The sequence below is a fragment of the Pseudoduganella sp. RAF19 genome (assembly GCF_052114165.1).
Classification (GTDB): Bacteria; Pseudomonadota; Gammaproteobacteria; order Burkholderiales; family Burkholderiaceae_D; genus Rugamonas.
Map to the genome: position 1 here is coordinate 537,107 of NZ_JBFREF010000002.1, position 24,525 is coordinate 561,631.

A 24,525-nucleotide genomic window follows, 5' to 3' on the forward strand; every position below is an offset into this window, starting at 1 on the left:
TGACTAGAATCGAGACACAGATTAACGAAGTCCGGCAGTCAGCGAGGGAATCATGGCAAGCAAATGCGATGTCTGTGAGGTGGAACGAATTGACGTGGCCCACATCCGAATGCAATCGGGCAGCCATGTCGCCAGGGTAGGGGAGTTTCGCGAAGCGGACCGTCTGCTGCAGCGCTGGATGGAAGGGGCGCCCAAGGAGCACACGGAATTCAGTTTCGAGATCGCTTTCCAGGATGGCTTCGTATTCCGCTGTCAATACGATTTCTTGCGCCGCACGCGCGCTCGGCCGTCGCTGAGCAAGCTGGTGCGAAATGCATTCTTTGGACGTTGCGAGGCGATCGGCATGCTGCCGCGTTCGCCGGAGCGCTACGAAATCAGCAGCTTCTGAAAAGCCGTGGCCCGGCAGTAGCGCCGGGCCATCGCAGCGCGTTCAAGTACGACCCGATGGACGGGGCGCGCGAATCACGACCACTGCCACATTGGACGGCGACGCCATGGTGCTGGCGGCAACCGGTGCCTTTTCAAAGACCTTGGGCAGGTTTTCAGTCGCGAGCGTGCCGAGGCCAATAATCGTCAGCACAGAGATGAAGATCGCTTCCATATGTTTTTGGATGTTCATGATGCTTCCTTTCGGGTCGGGTTTGGATGGACGAGATGTTTTTCAACTTCCCGATCTCCATTCAGCAAAACCGATGCCAGGCATCAAAAATCCTGCTCACAGAGGCGATCCAGCCGCGCGCGCAGCCAAACTTGTCGGTTCGCGTCCAACTTCGGGCTGAGACTGTTTGGCGCCGAGCGACATCAGGCCAATTTAAAGGAAACGATGGCGTCCTGGTCTTTGGCAAAAGCTGCGCACAGGCGATGGAAGCCGTCCGCGATCACGAGTTCGTCGCCGTGTTTGCCGCACACCAGCAGGATGGGCGAGAACGGGCGGCCTTTCTTGATATCCTTATGTTGGCTAGCCCAGTCAAAGGCGTGCACCTCGGCCATGGGTGTATGCGAGGCCCGCAGAATGTCCCGCGCCGGGATTTCCCTGATGTGCGCCCGACGCAGGCCCTTGACCAGCCGGATTGCCGAGCGTGAGCCAAACAAGAGGCTCAGGTAGGACTGCGCTGACAGATAATCCTTCTTTCTGGGCTTCTTTCGCCACCTGACAGACTTGCTCATAGCAGCTCCTTATCATTGATGATAATGATATCGAACTGCCAAGATTGGCGGCGCACAGCCTATGCCGTGAGCGCAAAAGAGCCGATAATAGCGGCCAAATCATTTTGAGCACTATTTGGAACTCTCATGGAAATTAAGGTCAACTTCCTCGACAAGCTTCGCCTGGAAGCCAAGTTCGACGACTTCACGGTGATCGCCGATCAGCCGATTCGCTATAAGGGCGACGGCTCGGCGCCGGGTCCGTTCGACTACTTTTTGGCTTCATCGGCCTTGTGCGCCGCTTACTTCGTGAAGTTGTACTGCAATACGCGCAATATTCCGACCGAAAATATCCGCCTGTCGCAGAACAATATCGTCGATCCGGAAAACCGCTATCAGCAGATCTTCAAGATCCAGGTCGAGCTGCCGCCGGATATTTCCGCCAAAGACCGCGAAGGCATCCTGCGCTCCATCGACCGCTGCACAGTGAAGAAAGTAGTTCAGGCCGGCCCGGACTTCGTCATTGAAGAAGTCGAAAATCTGGACGCTGATGCGCAGGCATTGCTGACGCTGAAGGCGGATTCCGAGGCAAGCACTTATATCCTGGGCAAGGACCTGCCGCTGGAGCAGACCATCGCCAATATGTCCGGACTGCTGGCGGACCTCGGCATCAAGATCGAAATCGCGTCCTGGCGCAATATCGTTCCGAATGTCTGGTCGCTGCACATCCGCGACGCGCACTCGCCAATGTGCTTCACCAACGGCAAAGGCGCGACCAAAGAAAGCGCGCTGGCGTCTGCCTTGGGCGAGTACATTGAACGCGTAAGCTGCAATCACTTCTACGCAGGCCAATTCTGGGGCGAAGAACTCGCCAACGCACCGTTCGTGCATTACCCGAACGAGCGCTGGTTCAAGCCGGGCCGCAAAGACGCGCTGCCGGCCGAAATTCTGGACGAGTACAGCCGCAATATCTACGATCCTGACGGCGAACTGCGTGGATCGCATCTGTACGACACTAATTCCGGCAACGTCGCACGCGGCATCTGTTCGCTGCCGTTTGTGCGCCAGTCGGACGGCCAGACGGTGTATTTCCCATCCAACCTGATCGAAAACCTGTTCGTTAGCAACGGCATGAGCGCCGGTAACACGCTGGCTGAAGCCCAGGTCCAATGTTTGTCGGAGATTTTCGAAAGGGCGGTTAAACGCGAAATTCTGGAAGGCGAAATCGCACTGCCGGATGTGCCGCAGGAAGTGATCGCGAAATATCCGGGCATTGTGGCCGGCATCAAGGGCCTGGAAGAACAGGGTTTCCCGGTGCTGGTGAAAGATGCGTCGCTGGGTGGTAAGTACCCTGTCATGTGTGTCACTTTGATGAATCCGAGAACCGGTGGCGTGTTTGCCTCGTTTGGCGCTCATCCAAGCCTGGAAGTGGCATTGGAACGCAGCCTGACGGAACTTCTGCAGGGACGCAGTTTTGAAGGCCTGAACGATCTGCCTCGGCCGACCTTCGTCAGCAACGCCGTCACCGAGCCAAATAACTTCGTTGAACACTTCATCGACTCCAGCGGCGTCGTGTCGTGGCGCTTCTTCAGCGCCAAAGCCGATTACGACTTCGTTGAGTGGGACTTTTCCGGCCACGGTGAAAACTCCAATGCTCAGGAAGCTGCCACTTTGTTCGGCATCCTCAAAGACATGGGCAAAGAAGTCTATGTGGCTGTGTACGACGAATTGGGCGCGACGGCATGCCGGATTCTGGTGCCCGGTTACTCCGAAATCTATCTGGTGGAAGACCTGATCTGGGATAACAGCAACAAGGCACTGGCGTTCCGTGAAGACATCCTGAACATTCACCAACTGGACGACGAGCACCTGGAGGCGCTGCTGGAGCGCCTGGAAGACAGCGACTCGGACGATTACACCGAAATCGGTTCTTTGATCGGTATCGAGTTCGACGAGAACACGGTCTGGGCGCTGCTAACGATCCTTGAGCTGAAGCTGCTGATTCATCTGGCACTGGAGCAGTTTGAAGAGGCGAAGGAACTGGTTGAAGCCTTCCTGCAGTACAACGACAACTCGGTTGAGCGTGGACTGTTCTATCAGGCCATGAACGTGGTCCTGGAAGTGATCCTCGACGACGATCTGGAAATGGGAGATTACGAAGCCAATTTCCGCCGCATGTTCGGCGGCGAAAGAATGGACGCCGTCCTGGGCTCCGTGAACGGCAGCGTGCGATTCCATGGCCTGACGCCAACCAGCATGAAACTGGAAGGCATCGACCGGCACCAGCGCAAGATCGACAGCTACAGGAAACTACACGCAGCCCGCGCCAAAGCCGCCGCCAAGGCCAGCTAAGGCACTGTGGCGCCGATATGCGTATGTCAAGGCCAAGTTGAAATGTCCGGTCCCGGGCAAAGTTGAAATGTCCGTTTTCCCTAGTTTTCGAACTCCCGGGGTAGTCCGTGACGTGGCCGCGACAGCGGAACGGCTGCGCAATCTCTAAAGCATCTTTTTGTTGATTTGCGCCGAAAATTGACCCGTTTCCCCCAGTAATTTGCAAATGAATCTGACCCACGTTTGAAGCACAATCCACCTGTCTCATCGGCAGGAGAACGGAGTGATAGACGTGGCATTGCTAGGCATAATTCGACGCTGGCACTTGCGTGACCAGGTCCCCCTCAGGGAGATCGCCAGGCGACTGGGCATCTCGAGGAACACCGTCCGACGCTATCTGCGCTCGGAAATCACAGAGCCCTCCTATGCGGAGCGGCGAGCGTCCAGCGCGCTGGACAAATACTCTTTGCAATTGTCGGGCTGGCTCAAGGCTGAGACGGTCAAGCCGCGCAAGCAGCGACGCAATTTGAAGCAGATCCACGAAGACCTGAAAGAGCTGGGTTACGAGGGGTCATACGACCGCGTGGCGGCGTTCGCCAGGCAGTGGAAGGCGGGTCAATCGGACAGGGTCAATTCGGCGAGCAAACGAACACACGCAGTACTTCTTGATGTATTGACTGATCGGAGATGGGAAGAAATTTCGGGCATCCGTAGCATGCGGTCACCGGATTGAATGGGCAGGAAGGCTGCCCCGTAGTGCACGCACCTATTCCTGCGATTGGTATGCCGTGCGGGACACCCGCGACCTGCTGCTCTCCCTTCAGCTTTCTCAGTTCCTCAGGATGAATAAAGCCCGTCGTACCCATATGTGCCACTTGGCGATATGTATCTGAAATGCCCAGTGCTTGATTAACTCGCTCAACTTGCGTGGCCGATGTAGCGTAGTAAACCTGCCCTGACTCCAGGCTGGAATGGCCCATGTATTCGGCGAGTTCTTCGGCGCTGGCACCAGCATCAACCATGCGCATGGCACCAGAGTGTCGTAGGTCTCTTGCGGACCACGCGACGCCAGTCACCTCAAGCAGCAACTCTCGGATGCGAACAGAAATCGAGGCCGCGTCGGTGTAGCCTAGAAAATAGTCACTTCCCGGGCGGTGCTCAGTTCTGGTAAAAATCTCGCTAAAAATAATCGCCCATTCGCGCTTGACCCGCCGTACCAGCGGCATCCGCTTCATGGAGTCATCACGCTGCTTGATCATCCGAAAGGTCAAATGGACAGAGCAACTACCACCTGGTGGCGAAATAATTCGGCAATCGCGACGTCGAAGTATCCCAATCTGTTTCGGGCGCATCGCAAACTGGTAGCTGCAAATTATGAGCGCCGTGTCGACCAGGGATGCCAGGGACTCTTTTTTTGCTGCAACCGCATGTTCTTCTATCCACCGAACCAGCCGGGCTTCGTCTTCTATCGATATGAAAACATCTCTTCTGCGGACGCGTGAAAATTTGTCCGCCGGCGGCAATGGAAGGGCGGAGGAAATGAAAGGTAGATACGCCGGTCTCCATTTGCCGATTTTTCGCTCTGCAAGAAAAACCAGCAGGGCTTTAAGCCCAGTAAAAACATCAACGTACTCAATCTTAGATCTCAGCCTATCCCAAATCGACCTTGCATCAACGGGCGAGCATTCGATTATCGTGATCAGGTCATCAAGTTCAACATGAACAAGGCTACTAAGGTTCTTCTGTGCAGTTGAAGGTGCGCCACGCGTCAATCGATCGGCGATAAAAGCTTGCAGTAGGCCCTTCAGCGCCCAGTCGCGCTCGTAACGGTCGAATCGCAACCTACGTTTTGTACCATTTATTGAAATGATCCATCTTAGCGCCGACAGATCAGTGACACTGTAATCTTCGTCGGTATAATCATCGACGTATCTGACTATGGAAGGCAGAGGAGGGACGTCTACTAGAAGAGCGCGAGGCCTATGGGCAGGGATAGACGGAGAGAGATGCTGAGTCATTGTGGTAACTCCATAAGCATAGCAACGCGATCATCGAATTGATCACCCCAGACAGCGTTCAATCTCTCCTCAAAAGCCGCTTTCGCATAAAGTAGCGGCATAGACGAGGTCGCCGCCCAACCAAAATAGCTGCGCATCTTCTGCATTACTTCTGGCATTGGATCGCCGCGCGTCAGAAGCTGTTTCATCCTTATCACCGCCGCAGTATGGCGCAAGTCGTGCGGAGATATCGCCGACATGCCTGTCCGGTCGTGCAAGGTCTTGATTGTGGTTGATGAAAGCGACGCGGTCAGAATCTTAAAGAAATGATTTACCCCCTCGGCGGACAACGGTTGACCTCGCATGCTGCTCAAAAAATACGGGTGTTTTTGGCGCCCGCGATAGTTTTCAGAGTAGGTGTAAAAGGCCTCCGCCACAACTCGACTAATTGGGATTTGACGAATTGACGACACGGTTTTGATGCTCGGGCTCGAATGTCGTGGATCCTCACTTTCATCCTGGCTAGTTTGAACATTAAGCCAAAATTGCCGACCAGAGGGAGAATTCTCAGTTTTCAAGAAATCTGCCCGTAAGGTCAACGTCTCTCCGCGTCGTAGACCTACGTTAAGCAGAAGCAGGAATGTGCAATACACTCGCCACTGTGTGGCCGGTGCCTTGAACGGGTTAGTCTCGGCACCAGGTACAACCAACTCGAAGAGCTCAGACAATACGGCTGCGGGCAGCGCACGAACGAAATGAGGCGCGTTATTCTTGCCAACCCTCAGCTGGCCATACAGCCGATCTAATCGCTCGAGCCGGAGAGTGATATCCGTGAGTCTGGCACTCACGTCGGGGGTCCTCAAAAGCCGCTCGGAGATCGCACGGACAAACTCAACCGCATCGCGCCATCGTTGTTCAGCTCCCGAACTGACGTCAGGAACGTTTCTCAGTGTGATGAAGTAGGACTCAAGAAATTCCTCAAGGATCCCCAAATTCTGGTCAGCAATCGCGTCGTCGAGCATGCCAAGGGGGCGTCCGTCCTCAGCGTGTCTGTAGAAGGCCTCGATGTGTTGCAATCGTTGCTTAAGCGTCGAAGGCGCCAAGGATCCGCCGATAAGCAAAGCCCATGCAGCTGCCCAGAATCGCGGAAGGTTCTGGGCATCGGTAAGTACATAGCCGTAGTGCGGAACTTTAATCAGCATGATACGCAACATGTTACTGCACAAAATCTGTGCACGTGTTGCGTAAGTTCAAACGGATAATGCAACAGATAGGAAACTGCACTAAGATCGCATAATTTATATTATGTCAAATCGTCGCCGGAGGAAAACTGCCCTACGCGCCGCAATAAATGCATGGTTTGAACGGCTGTTTTCGCGCCGGACACTGGAGCCTGCAACAAGCTAAAAAGTCGAGAATTTCACGCTTCGATACGCCTGCTAATTGCAGGCGTTTTTTCTGCTCGGCCACAGCGCGATACAACCGACGAGCCTTGGCCTGACCGAACCTCCCGCCCCGTTGATTCCGCAGATGCCAATACGCCTGCCGAATCGTGCCGTAAATTGTCTTCCGCTCCTGTTGCGTAAGAACATCAAAGGGAAATAACTCTAATTGCATTCAGGCAATTATATCGACTGCAACGTTCTTATGCAGACGACACCACTTCGCCAGCGCCGGACTGTTTGGCATGGCGCACGCACAGCCAACACAGCACCGCCCCCGAGGCCGCGTCCAAACGCCACAGGCCAGACATGCTCACATTGTCTACCTGGGCCTTGCAGCCCAGACCCCGCCACTGTCAATCGTGCGCATATCGGCGTGTTATAGAATAAACACATTGATTGCCTGAATACCCCGACACAAAATGACCATCTGGTGCATCCGCTATGCAGATCGCAACAACGTTGAACGTGCGATTTTTCGCGAGCAAAAAGACAAGCCCGACGAAACAGAAGCCGTTTCGATTCTTCGAGAGCAAATCCGCGCGCTAGAGGGAAGCAACACTCAGTATTTCCGTGGACATGCATCATTATCGGGACTCAGAGTCTTGGGGATCACAGAAGTCCCCTGATTCCGCGCTACTCGGTGACGGCAACCTTTGCGCTCAACACCAGAACCAAATCCGAATTGGAAGACGAAGCGGAACTGCCAGTCCAGCTAGCAGGAAGAAACGGCAAGCGATTCACCGTGTCCGCTTTCTGGGAGTCGTTCAGGCCACCGATCAACAGCACCTCACCATCACCAACCGTCACCGTAGTTTTGACCTGGCGCTTAATGAGCGTCGGCGAAGACGACACGCCAGTAACGGTAGCCTTGAAATTGCTGATCTGACCGTCCACGACGAGCCGTATACGGCCATTGCCCAACACTTTAGGGGTAACGTCCACAATCACCCCGGACGGCCTGTAAGTGACGTTTTGAACAGCGTTGCCCGCGTTATCCTTCCCCGTGCTGGAAATGGTCGGCGTCTCATCACCAACACTCAAGGTCAATTTCTCGTAATCGTCGCCACCAACACGGCTATTAGACACCTGTTTGAAGCGCGAATCAGTATTGAGCACGTCGAGCACCAACTGGAAATTCGCGTTTTTAAGAGTAATCGCGGAGGGCGATGAAACAGGCCCCAACTGCGCCCCGAACTTAGCGCCCAAAACGGATGCAAGCACAGAAATCCCGCGGCCACTAGAACCACTATCAGTGACCTCGACCCAAGACGCCGAGACGTCCACACGCTTCGGCATAGAATCCAAAGCAGTCACCAACTCAACCATCTTGCCCAGATCCTTTTCCGACCCGACCAACAGAACAGCGGCACCAGCAGCATGCGCAGACCGCGTGCCAAAAGCGCTTGTCAACACGGTGACCAGAAAATCACTGGATCGATTCTGCGGGTTATAGACCACCGATTTAGCATCAGGCGCAGCCTCAACCAACGGTGGACGTTCGACCCTGTCAACGTCTGGCTTTACTACCTCCTGTGGCGTGGATTCGTCACCAGTACGAAGCTCCGTCTTTGCAGCGGACAAGTAATAAATGCCCTTCTTTTCAGAGACAGCAATGCCTTGCTGCGCCAGCACGCCCTCAACGAACGCTGGCACTTCAGCCTCGTCAAGCGCCCCTACATTCACTGTGATCCGCTTTTCCGCACCGACCAATTCCGGCGCCATCACATAGTCACGATGCAGCAATGTCCTAAATGTAGCCTGGGCAAACGTGGACACCGGCACTCCATTGAAATCGAAGCTCACCGGCGACTTGGCAAACGCAGGAGCCGCTACCAGAAAAAGAATTGATATAAATCGTTTCACTCTGCCTCCCGAACCCAAGTAGTAGCGTTGATCTGAGCCTCACGGCCGTTGACGCCAACGCGGAAGCGCAGCGGAACCACGACACGCCCATCAGACAACACCAAAGTTGGCCGTGCGCCCTGCTCGATGATCCCGACTATTTTTAGCTTGTCGGAAAAGACAGGCGCAGGCTCCGCTGCTACAACGGCACCAACTGCAGGCCCGAAGAACTTCATACCGAATGCGCCGAGCACAGCACCAAGCAACACGGAGAAAGTAAGAAATTTAGGCATATGTTTCGAAACCGGTTTAGGAGGAAGGGCACGCGGCCGCACAAGCTGAGCGTCAAGATTTCCGGGCCGGATCGGGCCTACAAAGTCCGAAGGCACGGCGACCTTGGCAGACAAATGCCACGCCGACAGCAGCGAATGCGTACCGTGTGGGTAGCTCTCAGAAAACACCTGCGTGGTGCTGTACGCCCGGTTTAGGTCATCACCACGGAACACCCAGCGGTCAGCAACAAGACCATCAGGACCAGCACCAAGGCGCACGACGCCGATATGCAGGCGCGGCAAATTGCCATCAGTAGCACTAGCGGTAAGCAGCTTGAGTGCGCCACTGACAACAGGCACCTTCATGCGATCAAGCCGATTCAATCGCACAACATATTCCAGCAGGCTATCCCGTAGCTGCTTGTCGACCTGGGTGATGTTCTGCATCAAGAAAAACACATCCCAACCGTACTTACGCGCATGAATCGCCCACTCAAGCAAGTCCGCCCTGCCCTTGTCCTGAAAATTCCGAGTGTTCAACCAGGAGCCGCATTCATCAAGCACCAGCGCGCCGTTATGCGCCTCATCAAATCCATCGAGCAAAAGCGGTGATGGTGCAGTAGCAGTGATTGCATCGCGACCATACTTCAACACCGGCTCAAACTGCACGAACCTATTGCCGCTGCCGATCATGTAAAGATCGACAGCACTTGGCTTGTCAGGAATGCGGATCACACTTGATCTATCGCGCTCCGGCATCAGGTGCTCAAGGAACAAATCGCAATTGGTAGCAACACGTTTACCAGCGCGCAGATAGCGCCGAATCTGGTCAATCGCCGCCTTGCCTTTGCCACTCCCAAGCTTACCGGTGATCGCGTAAACGGCCATCGTCGCCCTCCTTGCGTTTGCGCACAAAGTCCAGAAAATCGTCCGGCAAATCCGATGTAATTTTCGTGACCAAGAACCAGACAGCGCCGCCAAAGATCGTCAGTAGCAACAACAACTCCCTAATACCAGCGCTCATATAGTTCGGCTCCACAATTGAAGAATGTTGACCTTCCACTTGTATAGTTCGGCAAGCGACCAAAACGTGATATAGCCCGAAATAAGCGCAGCACTATGCGGCGAAATCACCATACCTACGCCAGCGCCGAACATCGGATCAAAACCAGCGGCAACAGACAGCGCCTGACCAATCGCGGTACGTGCGGCCAGATAAAGTGCGGCGAACATTGCCGTCAAAATGCCAGCCATCGCAACTGTCACAGCGACTTTCTGCGTCAGGTATTTCGCAAGCCACGCGGCAAACGCAGCGAAGACATTGAAGAGAAAAGTTCCAAGTAAAGGCATCGTGCGACCTCCTTAAGCGACAGGCTTTGAGGTGGCGCGGGCTACAAGCTGCATCACCGCAAAACAAAAGAAAAATACCCACAAAAATTCAAAGAAGCCAGCAACAATAGGCACGTATCGACATATATCTACGACCCAACGTCCCCCAATTAGCGGAAGGCCAACCGTTGGATTCGTGCACGCGCCACCCGGCAAACTAAGACCAAAACCTATCGACGTATCTTTACCTGCGTCAGACTTCGCGTCGTCAAGCCCGGTATCACGCCCTGGCCCCAATCCGTCAACCAGCTTGTTCAATGCATCAAGCATCGTGCCAACGGAACTTGGTGTACCACTCTCATCGATCTTGCAAGCAGGCTCACCCGGCGCACCGCAGTTCTGACCACCGGAACCAGTCCCGCCAGTACCACCTGTCCCACCCGTACCTGTGCCGGGATCAGTGCCTCCGCCAGTACCACCAGTACCACCAGTACCACCAGTACCACCAGTACCACCCGTGCCACCAGTGCCACCAGTACCACCAGTGCCGCCAGTACCACCAGTGCCACCTGAACCGGGATCAGTACCAGAGCCAGGATCAGTACCAGAACCTGGATCGGTGCCACCGCCCGTACCGGTACCGGTGTATGGCGGAGCGTTCGCGAAGTCCTGACTAGAAGAACACTGACCGGCATTGTTCTGAACCATATGCACACTGCACTTTGTGAGCGCAATATTGGGAGTGCCTGTATCGGTATCATTGCAGCTGCTGACACTATCCGCATTAGCCCAGCATCCATCAGGACAAAAATTCGTAGTCATAAGCGCACCATCAGCGATAATGGCTTGCACCACCTTGTTAGTGGTCTTGTCGTAATACGCGGTGGGTATCCTCCAAGTGCCAGCATCATCGCCCGCAGGACAGGCAACACGACGACATTGCTGCCCAGGCGGCTTCGATACGTCTGCGCTTCCTGTATAACGCGGAGTGGGGCAATCATCAGGCCAATAGTGAACCTGAAACGACCCGTAATTGATATCCTTCTCTGTGTAATAGTCGTAAGTGATATTTGGGTCCGGCGTTAGCTCCGACACCTGACCACCGCCGCGCACCTTGCAGTACGACACTTTAGCGCTCGGGTCCGGATACAGTGCCAACACCGCGGAGCAGCTAAGCGAATCTATCCCCTGCTTTGAAAACCATGCTTGCCCCTCCAACTGATAGCGAGCGGCGAACACGTCAAGCGGCAGCAGATGCAGAACAATCAAAATGAGCAAATAGCGCATACAATCCCCGTAAACAAAAAAGGGGGCACAGCACGCGCCCCCTAACCCGCCAGCTACGCGAGGATTAGCCAGCCTTCGAGAAGGCTTTCTTCATCATCTTGATACCCCAGAAGCCACCAGCCACCAGCACGGCCACGCCGAATGCCGCAGTGATGTATTCCTGTGCCGTGCCGGACAGCGCAGTGATGGCGTCAATGCCAGGATCAGCAGCGAATGCAGATGCCGAAGCAACGACAGCACCACCAGCTACCAGACCTTTTTTGAAGATGTTTTTCATTTCTCTATACCCTTACATGGTTTACGGCCTACATAAGATTGCGTGCGGCCAGCGCGCAAAATGCTACTAATCCAGAATCTCGATTGAGCGCCGGATAATCCGCTGAGTCGCCCCTGCGGCGTATCCGATCCCCCAAGCTGCCAACAGGCATGCGATGGTTTGGAGCGTGTTCATTTGTGATCTACCAAGCGATGAATGATGTACTTCACCAAGTACACTGCACCGACAAATAAGCCAGTCAAGAACAGAATCGGCGAAAGGGCCCTGAGCAACTGAATCATCGCTGCGCACCCGCAATCCAACCCAACGCGAAGCACACAACAACCGCCAGACCAAGCCACATTTCGGGCGTCACCTCCGTCACTGCATGACCCCTGCTGCAACCACTCCCGTAACGAAGAAGCCCTGATGGCAATTGAACGTAGCCGTATCATGAGCTTCGCCGTACAGGTCAAACCGACCCGCTTCATGTACCCAGGGAGTGAAGCCAACATCACCCTCGTAAGGCATCAAAAACAGACCGGTTTCCGCGTCCTGCACGATGTACTTGACGCCTGCGTTATGCGGCGGCATTCTTCGCACCGCCTTTTGCGGCCTCAAGCGGACGCAGCGCGGAAATGATCGTCTTTTGCGTGTTACCGTTCGTGACGATCTCCATATCCACTTCGGCCATGAATGGGAACGCGCCAGCCAAGTGCTCAAATTTCTTGTACTCCTCAGCCTTGCCTAGGTTGTATTCAGCGGTCGCGGTGCCCATGGCGGTTCCCTTGCTGCTGTCCAGATCCGTTTCGACGTACACCTTCGTGCTATCGAAAGTGGTGCCGTTGTCCATCTGGCCTTTGCTGAACTTCATGCCGGTTACTTTGACGGTCGATTTGAATTTCATTTGCTGGTTTCCTATACACGCGGCCTACTAAAACCGTTTTCCCCGTTGAGGCCATACGACGGGACGGCGGTAACGAAACGCATCATCGAAGGAACGATGACAGGCTCTAATTTGTGAATTGGAGTCGGGCCGCTGGTTGCGTCCGCAGTAATCGGCAGAAGGCGCTTAGGCCAGTAGTCATCGCCCTCAAAGCAAACCATATCCAGCGTGGCTTGATCGCCGTGAAGTTCGCGCAGCATGCGCAACCACCTACCGTACTGGCGCTTGGTGATTTCGACACCTGCGTCATGATTAATCTGCGCAGCACGCTCTTTAAGCTTCAAACGCTCCGGCTGAATAGTTTTTTCCAGCTTCACCAAGCACGGATACGCGCCCACGAAATACTTGGACGGATTGAGCAAAACCTCAGGCTCGATAACCATGTTCGTGTTCTTAAACTCAACCTCAACACGGCACCAGTTACTTTGCTTATCGCCCTCTTTACGACCCTTCTCGTAACAACGCATGAACTTGCTAGAAGCCCGCGTACCGATAGTCAGCGTGCGCCCCTTCCCACTCGGCCGGCGCCAATTTCCAAGGTGCTGAATTTCCGGAGGACGCCCGCCAGCCTGAAACGAGAAGCCACCCGCCGCCCATTGGTCATCAGCCCAATCTACCGACAGGTATTGGCCTTCCAGATCATCATGCGCAATGTCGATACGCGAGATCGATGGACGAACCGCAATGTCAATGAGCCAGCGGTAAAGGCGATGCTCCCAACCCGGCAAAGCATGCGTGCATCCCTGCCCTGTCAGCGTAATGAGCATGGTCTGACGCTGCCCACCAAAGCACACGAACCCCATCTTGTCGCCCAAAACCCACGACTCACGATAAAAATTCATACCGCGATCACGCTTTTCCGTGATGCCAAAGCCGAACACTTTTTCAAGCTGGCGGGATGCCTCCTCAATGATCTGATCGTCACTGACAAGCATCTGCCGAGCCGTGCGGAAGAAGGTATCTTCGAGGACCGTAAAATTGATCCAGTCGATGATGGCCGCTTGGCTATCCGAAGGACGACGCACCATCACGGTTTTCGTCTCACCAGAGTCCGACAAAACGAGCTTCACCTCACCGATATGCTCATCACACAGGCTTGTCCAATGGCCGCCGATTTCGGACGCCTCGGCACTGTGCAAGTTTTCCCCCATGTTATTAATGGGGGGCAGCTGGTCGCTGCTTACCTCCGGCTTTTTCGGCACAAACCCGCCCTTCGGGCCTGTCGCGGCGGGCCGCGCCGCCTGCGCGGCACGTCCTGCCGCTTCTGCCGCGACCTTCGCGCGGCCATAAATTTGGGATTTGACCTGCCGGGACGGCGAGCCGCCCGATTTAGCGGCATAGGTCTCTGCATCGCCCTGAGCGAGCTGACGACGAGCAGCGATCGACAGCTTCATGCGCGGCTCCAGACGACAACTCGAACAGGCACGTACAGCATCAGTAAGACAGACGCAGCGAGTTGAAGCTCAACCCAGTCGGGCAGATCGCGAACGCCGAAACCGCTTGCCGGAAAGTGCGCTTCAACTTGATCCGATAGCACCAAAAACCACAAGACGGAAAAAAAGAGCGCAAAGGCAGCGCAAATGTGGGAATTGGAGAGATTTCCCTGTTGACCCGTTGACGGTAAACCAATACGATTCATTCAGTTCACACACTGTGAAGTTCACGATGTGTGAACCATAGTTAACGGAGCGTGAATTGTCAAGCGGAAAAATAGTTGCTTTGCTACTTATCGTTGCTGCATCGACTGATGCATACGCTGAAACACGAGTGTGTCGAACACCCGATGGTCATAAGACGGTAACCAACGAACCGTGCAAAGCACCGTACAAACAGACCGAAGTGCTACCGGACACGCAAGCCAGAACCAGTAGCGACAAAGGAAGCCGCGCACAACAGCGCCGCGACGCCGAAATGCAACGAATCATAGGGAAACGCAAATGAAAAGCGGACTGTATCTCGACCAAGTGAAAGACAAGCTAGGGCTTCACCAAGACAAAGACCTGGCCGAGCATTTCCACGTCACCAAAGCCGCAATCAGCCAGTACAAAAGCGGTCAGCGCATCATGGACAACGAGATGTGTCTCGCCGTCGCGCTTATCCTTGAAGTGGACCCTCTCCGGGTCATCATGGCGGCCGATATTGATCGCGCCGAAAGGTCTGGGCAAAGCTCTCTATGGTCGGTCTTTTCACAGAGGATGGCAGCAGCAGCCGCTAGCGCCGTTCTGGCTGTAGGTGTCACGGGATTTTTGACACCCGGCAACGCCGAAGCCCATACCTACAGCCCCTCTTCCGCGCCGCAGGTTGAACCAATTTATATTATGTAAAATGCGATATTGGCGCCGAACCCTCTTTGGGCTGTGCAGCGCGTCGGCTTTCACGAAGTCGGCATGTCCGTGACTTTCCACGCATTTTCATGGTCACCATACGGTTTATAGTTGATGAACAACAATAAACCGAGGTGGATATGTTCAAGCGTACGATCATTGCAGCTACTTTGCTGACTGCCCTGCATTCGGGTCTTGCAATGGGTTTTGAGATCAACCCGGCAAGCCACGATGCTGCCGCTGTCACGCGCTCACTGAAGTCGGAATATCAGCGCTATCTCTCCCGCCTTACTTCGCCAACACACGAGCGCATTACCGAATTGACGCTGGCGTGCGCGGAAGCCTCTAAGCAATATGATTGGTGCGATCTGCCTGCGACAGACCTGACGAACGCCAAACACTTCGACATTGACGTCCTGAAGTTTGGTGTGCGCTGGAACGACGATCCCAATAACTTCTTCCGCGTCGACCAGGAATTTACCTGGTTCTTTTGGCTCAAGGCCGCCGGCGCTTATCCGCGTTTGATCAATCCAACTTATCCTCTGGAGTACCGTAGCCACTACGGCGATATGCAATTCCTGCATGGGATGGGCCGGCGTGGCGACGATCCTGTAAAGGTACGCGACAACGTCGTGGAATGGGTCCATTTTGCTTATGACGTCGCAACCGGACGCATTGATCCATCCGCGCAGCTCTACACCTTGCAGGGCAACTACGCGTTCGCGAAGTATTTCGAGGGCTCGCGCCGCCGCAATTGGACTGTCCGCCATCTGTTCACTAATGTGTCAGATATCTTGTGCACGGCCGCCTGTGATTCGCTGCCAACGGACGATGCGCAAATTCGTAATCTGGCGTTAGGCGCCCTTCTTCATACGGTTCAGGATTCCTTCTCGCACGCCCACGCGGAACGGGTAAACACTGGGGTTCATGCGTGGCTTGATTACGCCGCCCAAGACCCTGGCTGTCACAAAGGCGCGGATGAAGACACGGTTTGGATCGATGCGAGTGACATCCACGTGAAGCCCGCCATTGCGTGGGGGGCCTGGTTTGTTCGCAGCGCGATGCTGAATGTACCTTGGGAAAATGGCGTGCGCGAGGAACTCATTAACCGCACTTTCGCACTCGACCCTCATGCCGTCGAACCGTACGGCGGCGGTTACGAGTCCGGCGGCAAGCACTGCAAGCTGTAGTAACTGTACGCACGATCATGAAATGACGCTCCTGGCTGGGCATCCACGAAAAGATCGTGCGAAAAATTTCAGCGTCTCGACGCGCTGCCGCAGGCCAGTTGGTGGTTGGCTTTACGTTCAGCGATGACTTGCTGGCGTTGGGCTTCGGTGAGCGTCACCGCAGGGCCGCCGCCGTGTCCGATTGCCAGATTTTTGGTCTTTTGAGCGTATTCAAGCTGCTGCTGATCGCGCGTGCACAGTTCGTCTTCCGACATGACCTTGCCAGAGCGATGCATGCTCGGATTGAATGGTTCGGGCGCATTTTTTTCTGCTTCCGCGGCTACCGCAGCCCGGCGGCGTTCGGCTTCAGCCAATTTTATGCGGCTCTCGCGTGATGCAATTTCCCGTTCTCGCCAGTTATCGTTTGCTGGCGCCACAGCCGATTGCGCGCGCGGAGTTGCGAGCGCGGTGGCATTGGAACCATCCTGGGGATGGTCTGAATATTGGACCTTGCCATTGGCGTCGGTCCATTTGTAGAGCTGCGCATGCGCTGAGATAGCCGTCAATGCAAGCACAAGGGAAATTAGAGTTTTCATACGGCAACTATACTTCAGCGCGGACGCGAAAGGCTCACACTTTGTCACGGTTGCCGTAAAAAGGGCTGAGTCCCCTGCCCTGCGGGACCCAGCCTTCTGACATCAATACTTCACATCCAGGCGGACGCTGAAGTAGCGGAACACATCGCGTGGCGGCACCCAGCTGTCAACCGTGATGTTCGGTGCAGAGCCGGACGGGCCGGCGCGGAATGAAGGACCGCTGGCGTTCGCGTTCGGAATGTAGAAGCGATCGAACAGGTTGTTGATGCGGAAGCTCAGCTTGTAGCGGTCCTTGTTGTCGCGAATACCGAAGCCCAGATCGGCGATGGTGTAGGCGGTGTTCACGGCGCGCGGATCGTTCGCGATATTGGTCTGGTAATCGCTCTGATAACGCACATTGCCGTTGACGAAGGCGTCGAAGGACATGCCCGGAATCTTGAAGTCATACTGGCCGCCGACATTGGCCTTCAGCTTCGGAGTACCGGGGAACACGGCGCCGCTCAGGTCCTGGATGCCGGTGGTCGAACCTGGCTTGATCGGGAAGCAGGTACGGTTGCGTCCTGGCAGAGAGCCATTTTCGCCCAGGCCGGTATTGCCGATCGCGACGTTGGTGGCGTCGTTGTAGCACGGACCGTTAGCCCACTGTTCGATCGTCGGACGGGTGTACGCCAGCGAGCCGTTCAGCACAAAGCCAGGCGTGACCAGGAAGTGAGTATCCAGCTCGAAACCATGCGTGCGGATGAACGGGATCGAGTTCAGCTGCGTGAAGATGGTCGGATTATTCGGCAGAACAAAGGACACGTTCTGCTGATAGCCATAGAACCGGGTGTTGAACACAGTCGCCGCGACGGACATGCGGTTATTCAGCAGGTTCCCTTTGGCGCCCAGCTCGTAAGTCTCGCTGCGCTCCGGATCGACCGGGAATGCCGCCGCTGCCTGCAGGCCGCTGGTCACGTCGTATGCCTTGCCCTTATGGCCGGTCGCGGTCATCGCGTAGACCATCCATTCAGGATTGATCTGCTTCTGGATACTCAACTTGCCGGTGACGGCCTTGTCGGTATTACCGGTGCTGGAGAATTGATCGACGCCCACCGGACCAGGTTTGAAGCTGGCTGGGTCAAGTTGGTCGGTGTAGAAGTTGCGGGCGTAGTGGAAGCCCGATTCTTCATGGTTCCAGCGCAGGCCGGCCACCAGCGTATAGCTCGGGATGAATTCCCACGATGCCTGACCGAACACCGCCTTGTTGATGTTGTAGATGTCCGTGTAGTAGTTGGTTGGGCTCGACGTCGACGAAGCACTGCAAACGGTCGGCGCCACGCAGAAGCCGCGAATGAAGTGACGGTCGATGTCATTGCGCGCCCACCACAGGCCTGCCACATAACGGAAGTTGCCCTGATCCGGCGACACCAGGCGGAATTCCTGAGTCTTGGCGCGAATCTTGTAAGTACCGAACTGGTTATTCCCCACTGTCAGACCCGGCACGCCTGGACGCGCAAGGGTTGGCACATCGGTAAAGTCCTGGTCGCGGTAGTCGTTCGCCGTGTAGCGCTCGTACGAGGTAATCGACATCAGCTGCGCATCGTTCGGCAAGGTGTATGCGAACTTCAGGCCGCTGCCGACGGTGCGCGAATCGATACCGGTCGGGAAATCGCGGCGCACATTGCGGTTACCCTGATCGTGCGGATCAATGCCCGCCAAAACCACGGATGCAGGCAACAGCGGATTGCCGTTCAAATAGGCGGTGCTGACGTTGGCCGGCGAACCATCAGCCAGGCGGAAGCCATTCACAGCGGTCACGCCGCGCGAGTTGGCCTGGTCGTTATAGTGCGGCAGCAGATCGATACCCAGGTCCGGAATCGGATGCCAGGACAGCTTGGCCATGAAGGTGGTGCCGGACGAGCCGTTCACATCCTGGCCGGTGGTCAGATTGTGGAAGTTGCCGGGCATGCGGGTCTTGCTGCCTGCCACGCGGATGCCGAAAGTATCCGACACCATGCCGCCAGCCGACAGGCCTGCACGCCACTCACCATCGTCCGTGTAGTAAGCGGTGCCGCGATACACCATTGGTCCGCCAATCGGCTTGGTCACGATGTTGATCGCGCCGGCAACTGCCGATTTACCGAACAGCGTACTTTGCGGCCCTTTCAGCACCTCGATGCGCGACACGTCAGCGAGGTCGCGGAAGGCCTGGAACTGCACCGCAATCGGAATATCGTCGATGATCACCGAAACGTCGGATTCGACGCCGATGCCGACCGACACGGTACCGATACCGCGCATGAACAGCGCGTTGTTGGCGGCCGTGGTGCCCGCTGCCATCGTCAGCGACGGCGTCAGCGCGATCACGTCTTCGATTTCGCGGATATTGTTACGGGTGATTTCTGCCTCGCTCAGCACCGAAATTGCCATCGGTACGGATTCGAGCTTTTCAACACGTTTGTTGGCGGTCACAACCACCGTTTCCAGCTGCCCTGCTTTCGTTGCGTCTTCCTGGGCCAATGCGATGCCGGTCATACCTAGCAAGGCCAGCGCTACTACTGCTGTGATTGGCTTTAACGGGCTATTGATGCGTTTGTTATCGTTAAGCACTGCTGTCTCCCCTCTTATTTGTTTAATGTTGCTCCGATTGAATAGTTAGCCTTTGTTTATTGGATAGTACAGGAAACTCAAATTTTAGGTAAGCGTTTAACTAGAATCGTGTTCAGTTTAGCTTTCAAGTTGCAAACAGGCCACACTTTGAGTGCTTAAAACGCTCCATAAGGTAAGCGTTTAACCACCTACCGACGAGACAGAACCGATGAGCGCACAATCAACTGAGGCGCCAGCGTCGTGACATCGCAGGAGTTGTCGCCGCCGATGGCGGACAGCAGCTTGTGCATGCCGGCCTCGCCCATCCGCTCGCTCTGCTGGTCGACCGTGGTCAATGGCGGGCTGGTGTAGCGGGCGAATGGAATATTGTCAAAGCCGGCCACTGAGACATGCAGCGGCACCTTGAAGCCCAGGCTTTGAATTCCCGCCATAAGCCCCACTGCCATCAGGTCGTTGTAGCAAACGATGGCGTCCGGATGCTGCTCACCGAGCATGATCAGGGAGCTTGCGAGCTCACTTGCCTTGGCGGTCGGCGCATCACAGTCGAAGATCGCCAGATTGAATTCGTGCGACGCCAGGCAGCTCTGAATGCCGTCCAGCCGCTCCCTGTTGCGGTTTGACTTGGAGAAGCCGAGATAGGCGATCCGCTTGTGTCCTGTCGCCACCAGATGCTGCGCCAGCATGAAGCCGGCGCGGCGGTCGTCGCCGCTCACGCAGGGCAGCCTGGCCTGCTCCAGCCGTCCGAAAAACACGAGCGGCTTGCCAAGCGCGATCATCCACGACATCTCCTGTTCCGGCAGACGTGAGTACACCAGCAGTCCGTCCACCCGCCGGCTAAGCGCTTCGAGCAAGGACCGTTCGCGATTGGGATTCTCATCCACATCAGCCAGCAGCAGGGTATAGCCATGGGCGAGCGCGACGCGATTGGCGCCTTTCACAATGCTGGTAAAGTGCGGGTTGCTGATATCCAGCACGGCCAGCCCGATCGAGCCGGTGCGGCCGGTGATCATCGCCTGCGCCTGCGGATTGGAGCGGTAGCCAAGCTTCTCGATGGCCGATTTCAGCGCCGCCTCCACCTCCGGCGAGAAGCGCTGAATGCCGTTCATGTACTTGGAAACCGTGGAAGTCGATACGCCTGCCGTACTTGCTACATCGCGGATGGTGGGTGGCTTGATGGTCATTTTGCTCCAGCGAGTTGGGAAAGCGTTTTACTTGCCAAGTTGACTTGCTAACAAATTGCAGTACACTGAGGTTAAACGATTACCTAAAATAAGGCTATGAATACTTCTCACTGGATTTCGACCCTGTTGTTCGCCTTGAGCACTGGAAACGCCCTTGCCTGCAGCGCGCCACCCGCCGCCGTCATCGATATCGAAGCCAACCGCTATTACACCGATAAACACAACTCCATCATCGATCCGGTGCTGCGGGCGAAAAACATCGCCTCCGTCAAACCGATCGACAACTTCCTGGACGCCGTCGCGCACGACGCCAGCAATTACCAGGCGGCGTCAGGCAAAGCGCTGGCGGACGCGCAGTGCGGCCTGAAGTGGATGGAGAGCTGGGCCGATCAGAAGGCCTTACTGGGAAAAATGTCGAGCAACCAGGCCTATTACACACGCAAATGGACGCTTGGCGGCCTCGCCATGAGCTACGCAAAACTGAAACCAGCGGCAAGCGAAGCGCAGAAGCGCAGCGTCGAAAGCTGGCTGAAGTTGCTGGCCGAGGAAACCGTTGCCCACTCCGATGCCTACAAAGGCGAGCGCAATAATCACTACTATTGGGAAGGACTTGCAGTGACGGCCACGGGTGCAGTAACCGGCGACGCGCGTTTTCTGGCATGGGGGCGCAAAGTGTTCGACGAGGCGATGTCCCAGGTCGCGGCCGACGGCTCCCTGCCTCGCGAAATGGACCGGGCAGTGAAGGCGTTGCACTACCACCTGTTCGCGGTGACGCCATTGGTGATGATGGCGTCCATCCTCGACATCCAGTCTCCCAGGCTGGACCAGCTGGTGAAGTTCACGCTCAATGGTATTGCCGATCCGTCCTACATTCAGACGAAGACCGGCTTTGAACAGGAGCGTCCGCACGAGCCGAACAGCTGGAAAGCCATTTACGATCGCCACACCTGCGGCCCCAGGTCGCCAGCCGAGCCGACCAACTGGCAGCCGCGGCTCGGTGGCGATTTGAACCTTGCCAATCCGCTGGAGCACCCGCTCATGCAGGGCAAGCCGCAGACCCCGCTGCCGGCGGCTTGCGGCGGCAATTCCTGATTAGTGCGCGTCAGCCGATGGGGCCTGTGGTGGCGCGACCTTGCGCATGAGCGGCGCCATCGCGGTCGTGATCATGAAGGCGACCAGGATGACGATGAAGATGTCCGAGAACGTCTGGGTCTGCGCTTCTCGCAAAGTCAGCCCCCATAACTGCTTCAACGCCCCGCCCTGCGCCGCAATGGCGTCGCCACCCCAGGCTGAAATCTGGCTGCCGGCACTGGCCAGCAAATCATTCATGGCTTCATTGCTGGTGTTCAGGTGCTCGGCAAGGCGCATGAAGTGCTGGTTGGTGCGGTCGTTCAGGATTGTGGCGCACACCGCGATGCCGATTGCACCACCCAGGTTGCGCATCAGGTTGAACAAACCGGATGCCAGCTTCAATCGCTCCGGCGGCAGATTGCCCAGCGTGAGTGTAACTGTCGGCGCCACGGCGAATTGCTGGCCGATGCCACGCAAGGCTTGCGGCAGCATCAGCTGCGATGCGCCCCAATCGTGGGTGATTGGCGAGAAAAACCACATCGACACGCCGAAGCACGCCAGACCAAACATCATCAGCCAGCGCAGGTCGACGCGGTTGGCCAGCGCCGAATAGAACGGAATGGACATGACCTGGAATACGCCGGTCGAAAACACGGCCAGGCCGATATCCAGCGCACTGAAACCACGCACGCGGCCAAGGAACAGCGGCGTCAGATAAATCGTCGCAAAGATGCCGACACCGGTCATGAAGGAAAAGAAGCAGCCCAGCGCGAAGTTGCGGTCCTTCAGGGCGCGCAGGTCGACCACAGGATGCGCATAAGTCATCGAGCGCCAGATGAAGCCTATCGCAGACAGGCCGGAAATCCAGGCAGTCGACAAAATAACGCTGTCGCCAAACCAATCCAGACGCGGGCCTTCTTCCAGCGTGTATTCGAGACAGCCAAGGAACAGCGCCATCAGCAGCATGCCCAGATAGTCGGCATTGCGCACCAGCTTCCAGTTAGGCTGATCGACCTTCACCAGCATCGGCACGGTAAAGGTGACGAAGATTCCCGGCAGCAGATTGATGTAGAAGAGCCAGTGCCAGTTAAAGTGATCGGTGATCCAGCCGCCGACCGTCGGGCCAAGCGTCGGCGCCAGCGAGGCCAGCGCGCCGACCGTGGCCGCCGCAATCACACGCTGCTTCCCTTGATAGAACACGAACGCCGTGGTGAACACCATGGGAATCATGGAACCGCCAAGAAAGCCTTGCAGCGCACGGAACGCGATCATGCTCTGGATATTCCACGCCAGGCCGCACAGCATGCTGGAAATCGTGAAGCCGGCCGCGGAGGCTGCAAACAGCCAGCGCGTTGACATCACCCGCGCCAGCCAGCCGGAAAGCGGAATGACGATAATTTCAGCGATCAGATAGCTGGTCTGCACCCAGACCGTATCGTCCGCGCCGGCCGACAGGCCGCCGCCGATGTCGCGCAGCGAGGCGGACACAATCTGGATATCGAGCAGCGCGATGAACATGCCCACGCACATGGTGGCGAAGGCCAGCATCTTCTGCTTTGGCGTCAGAAGGTCGGCCGGATTAACGGCTGCTGCTGGTGCGGGTGCGGCCGGTAAGGCCTTGGCAACGGTGCTCATTTACTTCTCGCCTTGCGTATTAACGCTGGCAAACACGGAAAGACCCGGACGGAGCAATCCCAGTTTGGCATCCGCCTCGTCGAGCAGAATACGCACCGGTACGCGCTGCACGATCTTGGTGAAGTTACCAGTGGCATTTTCCGGCGGCAGCACACTGAATTGCGCACCCGTTGCCGGCGCCAGGCTGGCCAGACGGCCATGAAACTCACGGCCTGGCAGCACGTCAGCGCGAACGGTCACGCGCTGGCCTTCGTGGAAATGCGCCAGCTGATCTTCCTTGAAGTTGGCATCGACCCACAGGCCTTGCGACGGCACGACCGAAAGCAGCTGGTTGCCCACGGTCGCATAGGCTCCGGTACGTGCGCGCCGATTGCCGACCACGCCGTCGATCGGGGCGCGCAGCACCGTGTATTCGAGATTCAGTTTCGCCAGATCGCGCTCGGCTTCCGCCTGCTGCAAGGCGGCTTCAGTTTGCTGCTTGCGGGTGCCGATCACGTCCAGTTCACGCTGGGCCGCCGTCAATTGTGCCTGCGCCTTCTGGTCTTCGGCCTGGGCCTGTTTGAAGGCAGTATCGGCCTTTTGTTCGCTCTGCACGGACACCGCCGACTTGGCAACCAGGTCGCGATAGCGCTGCTGGTCGTCGCGCGCACGGAATTTCTCGGCATCGCTGGCTGCCACGCCGGCACGGGCCTGATTAATAACAGCGCCCTGCTGCTCACGCAGCGCATCCAGGTTGGCGATCTGCGCACGGGCCGCAGCGACTGCGCCTTCCGCCTTGTTCAGCGCCGCCCGGTAGTCGCGGTCGTCGATGCGGGCCAGCACGTCGCCTGCGTGAACAACCTGGTTATCGGTGACGGCAACTTCGGTCAGGTAGCCCGCCACTTTCGGCGCGATCAGGGTGATATTGGCGCCGACATAGGCGTCATCGGTGGTTTCGATAAAGCGGCCCGTGTTCCACCAGTGCGCACTATAAGCTGCCGCGCCAACCACAATAGCGGCCAGCACGGCAGTAGTAATCAGGCGCTTCCGGCCCGATGGGCCTTGCGCGGGGACGGAATGAAGGCCGGTGGCCGTGGCTTGTGCAGTCATGATGGTCTTTCAGCGAGATA

Annotated in this window: 22 protein-coding genes and 1 pseudogene; 6 read left to right on the forward strand and 17 right to left on the reverse strand. The window is 56.4% G+C overall.

Annotated features, from left to right (window positions below; translation table 11 throughout):
* Positions 1 to 52: 52 nt before the first annotated feature.
* The gene (locus tag AB4Z19_RS07025; protein WP_442026649.1) at positions 53 to 388 is read left to right on the forward strand and encodes a hypothetical protein; all 336 of its coding nucleotides are present in this window, start codon (positions 53 to 55) and stop codon (positions 386 to 388) included.
* A gap of 42 nt (positions 389 to 430) precedes the next feature.
* Here the strand turns inward: AB4Z19_RS07025 and AB4Z19_RS07030 are convergent, their stop codons facing one another.
* The gene (locus AB4Z19_RS07030) at positions 431 to 619 is read right to left on the reverse strand and encodes a hypothetical protein (RefSeq protein WP_442026648.1); all 189 of its coding nucleotides are present in this window, start codon (positions 617 to 619) and stop codon (positions 431 to 433) included.
* A 182-nt stretch (positions 620 to 801) separates the two neighbouring features.
* Positions 802 to 1,167, reverse strand: a complete 366-nt coding sequence (locus AB4Z19_RS07035; RefSeq protein WP_442026647.1) for a hypothetical protein — start codon at positions 1,165 to 1,167, stop codon at positions 802 to 804.
* Between the two features lie 126 nt (positions 1,168 to 1,293).
* Between AB4Z19_RS07035 and AB4Z19_RS07040 the strand changes: the two genes are divergently transcribed.
* Both AB4Z19_RS07040 and AB4Z19_RS07045 read left to right on the forward strand, forming a co-directional pair.
* Positions 1,294 to 3,498 (forward strand): OsmC domain/YcaO domain-containing protein, encoded by a 2,205-nt coding sequence (locus AB4Z19_RS07040; protein WP_442026646.1) that lies wholly within the window; start codon positions 1,294 to 1,296, stop codon positions 3,496 to 3,498.
* 262 nt (positions 3,499 to 3,760) lie between these two features.
* Positions 3,761 to 4,087 (forward strand): annotated as a pseudogene (locus AB4Z19_RS07045) (helix-turn-helix domain-containing protein); the annotation flags it as partial.
* A 19-nt stretch (positions 4,088 to 4,106) separates the two neighbouring features.
* Here the strand turns inward: AB4Z19_RS07045 and AB4Z19_RS07050 are convergent.
* The 10 genes from AB4Z19_RS07050 to AB4Z19_RS07095 form a co-directional block, all read right to left on the reverse strand.
* Positions 4,107 to 5,495, reverse strand: a complete 1,389-nt coding sequence (locus AB4Z19_RS07050) for a tyrosine-type recombinase/integrase (RefSeq protein ID WP_442026645.1) — start codon at positions 5,493 to 5,495, stop codon at positions 4,107 to 4,109.
* Entirely contained in the window at positions 5,492 to 6,688 is a 1,197-nt protein-coding gene (locus AB4Z19_RS07055) for a tyrosine-type recombinase/integrase (RefSeq protein ID WP_442034791.1), read from the reverse strand. The genes AB4Z19_RS07050 and AB4Z19_RS07055 overlap by 4 nt, the downstream gene beginning before the upstream one ends.
* 864 nt (positions 6,689 to 7,552) lie before the next feature.
* Positions 7,553 to 8,782 carry a type II secretion system protein GspD gene (locus AB4Z19_RS07060; RefSeq protein WP_442034792.1) on the reverse strand — a complete coding sequence of 410 codons (1,230 nt, stop codon included), beginning with the start codon at positions 8,780 to 8,782 and terminating at the stop codon, positions 7,553 to 7,555.
* On the reverse strand, positions 8,779 to 9,921 hold the full coding sequence (locus tag AB4Z19_RS07065; protein WP_442034794.1) for a zonular occludens toxin domain-containing protein: 1,143 nt from the start codon (positions 9,919 to 9,921) through the stop codon (positions 8,779 to 8,781). Before AB4Z19_RS07065 ends, AB4Z19_RS07060 begins: the two co-directional genes overlap by 4 nt.
* 132 nt (positions 9,922 to 10,053) lie before the next feature.
* Positions 10,054 to 10,383, reverse strand: coding sequence for a DUF5455 family protein (locus AB4Z19_RS07070; protein ID WP_442034796.1), 330 nt, complete (start codon positions 10,381 to 10,383; stop codon positions 10,054 to 10,056).
* Positions 10,384 to 10,395: 12 nt separating this feature from the next.
* Positions 10,396 to 11,649, reverse strand: a complete 1,254-nt coding sequence (locus AB4Z19_RS07075) for a hypothetical protein (RefSeq protein ID WP_442034798.1) — start codon at positions 11,647 to 11,649, stop codon at positions 10,396 to 10,398.
* A gap of 64 nt (positions 11,650 to 11,713) precedes the next feature.
* On the reverse strand, positions 11,714 to 11,926 hold the full coding sequence (locus tag AB4Z19_RS07080; protein WP_442027990.1) for a major coat protein: 213 nt from the start codon (positions 11,924 to 11,926) through the stop codon (positions 11,714 to 11,716).
* Positions 11,927 to 12,286: 360 nt separating this feature from the next.
* Positions 12,287 to 12,499 (reverse strand): hypothetical protein, encoded by a 213-nt coding sequence (locus AB4Z19_RS07085; RefSeq protein ID WP_442027991.1) that lies wholly within the window; start codon positions 12,497 to 12,499, stop codon positions 12,287 to 12,289.
* Entirely contained in the window at positions 12,486 to 12,812 is a 327-nt protein-coding gene (locus tag AB4Z19_RS07090; protein WP_442027993.1) for a hypothetical protein, read from the reverse strand. The genes AB4Z19_RS07085 and AB4Z19_RS07090 overlap by 14 nt, the downstream gene beginning before the upstream one ends.
* Positions 12,813 to 12,823: 11 nt before the next feature.
* Positions 12,824 to 14,245: a replication initiation factor domain-containing protein gene (locus tag AB4Z19_RS07095; RefSeq protein WP_442034800.1), complete on the reverse strand. Its 1,422-nt coding sequence runs from the start codon at positions 14,243 to 14,245 to the stop codon at positions 12,824 to 12,826.
* 543 nt (positions 14,246 to 14,788) lie between these two features.
* On the opposite strand from AB4Z19_RS07095, the gene AB4Z19_RS07100 reads away from it, so the two are divergent.
* Together AB4Z19_RS07100 and AB4Z19_RS07105 are read left to right on the forward strand one after the other, a co-directional pair.
* Complete coding sequence (locus tag AB4Z19_RS07100; protein ID WP_442027999.1) at positions 14,789 to 15,175, forward strand: helix-turn-helix domain-containing protein; 387 nt, start codon at positions 14,789 to 14,791, stop codon at positions 15,173 to 15,175.
* 140 nt (positions 15,176 to 15,315) lie between these two features.
* The gene (locus tag AB4Z19_RS07105) at positions 15,316 to 16,365 is read left to right on the forward strand and encodes a hypothetical protein (protein WP_442028001.1); all 1,050 of its coding nucleotides are present in this window, start codon (positions 15,316 to 15,318) and stop codon (positions 16,363 to 16,365) included.
* Positions 16,366 to 16,433: 68 nt separating this feature from the next.
* Here AB4Z19_RS07105 and AB4Z19_RS07110 read toward each other — a convergent pair whose 3' ends face one another.
* The 3 genes from AB4Z19_RS07110 to AB4Z19_RS07120 form a co-directional block, all read right to left on the reverse strand.
* Entirely contained in the window at positions 16,434 to 16,940 is a 507-nt protein-coding gene (locus AB4Z19_RS07110; protein ID WP_442028003.1) for a DUF4124 domain-containing protein, read from the reverse strand.
* A 102-nt stretch (positions 16,941 to 17,042) separates the two neighbouring features.
* Positions 17,043 to 19,529 (reverse strand): TonB-dependent receptor, encoded by a 2,487-nt coding sequence (locus tag AB4Z19_RS07115; protein ID WP_442034801.1) that lies wholly within the window; start codon positions 19,527 to 19,529, stop codon positions 17,043 to 17,045.
* 188 nt (positions 19,530 to 19,717) lie between these two features.
* Positions 19,718 to 20,710 carry a LacI family DNA-binding transcriptional regulator gene (locus tag AB4Z19_RS07120; protein ID WP_442026841.1) on the reverse strand — a complete coding sequence of 331 codons (993 nt, stop codon included), beginning with the start codon at positions 20,708 to 20,710 and terminating at the stop codon, positions 19,718 to 19,720.
* Positions 20,711 to 20,806: 96 nt separating this feature from the next.
* On the opposite strand from AB4Z19_RS07120, the gene AB4Z19_RS07125 reads away from it, so the two are divergent.
* On the forward strand, positions 20,807 to 21,802 hold the full coding sequence (locus AB4Z19_RS07125; protein WP_442026843.1) for an alginate lyase family protein: 996 nt from the start codon (positions 20,807 to 20,809) through the stop codon (positions 21,800 to 21,802).
* Here the strand turns inward: AB4Z19_RS07125 and AB4Z19_RS07130 are convergent, their stop codons facing one another.
* Both AB4Z19_RS07130 and AB4Z19_RS07135 read right to left on the reverse strand, forming a co-directional pair.
* On the reverse strand, positions 21,803 to 23,416 hold the full coding sequence (locus tag AB4Z19_RS07130) for a DHA2 family efflux MFS transporter permease subunit (protein ID WP_442026844.1): 1,614 nt from the start codon (positions 23,414 to 23,416) through the stop codon (positions 21,803 to 21,805).
* Positions 23,417 to 24,505: an HlyD family secretion protein gene (locus tag AB4Z19_RS07135; protein WP_442026846.1), complete on the reverse strand. Its 1,089-nt coding sequence runs from the start codon at positions 24,503 to 24,505 to the stop codon at positions 23,417 to 23,419.
* Positions 24,506 to 24,525 lie beyond the last annotated feature (20 nt).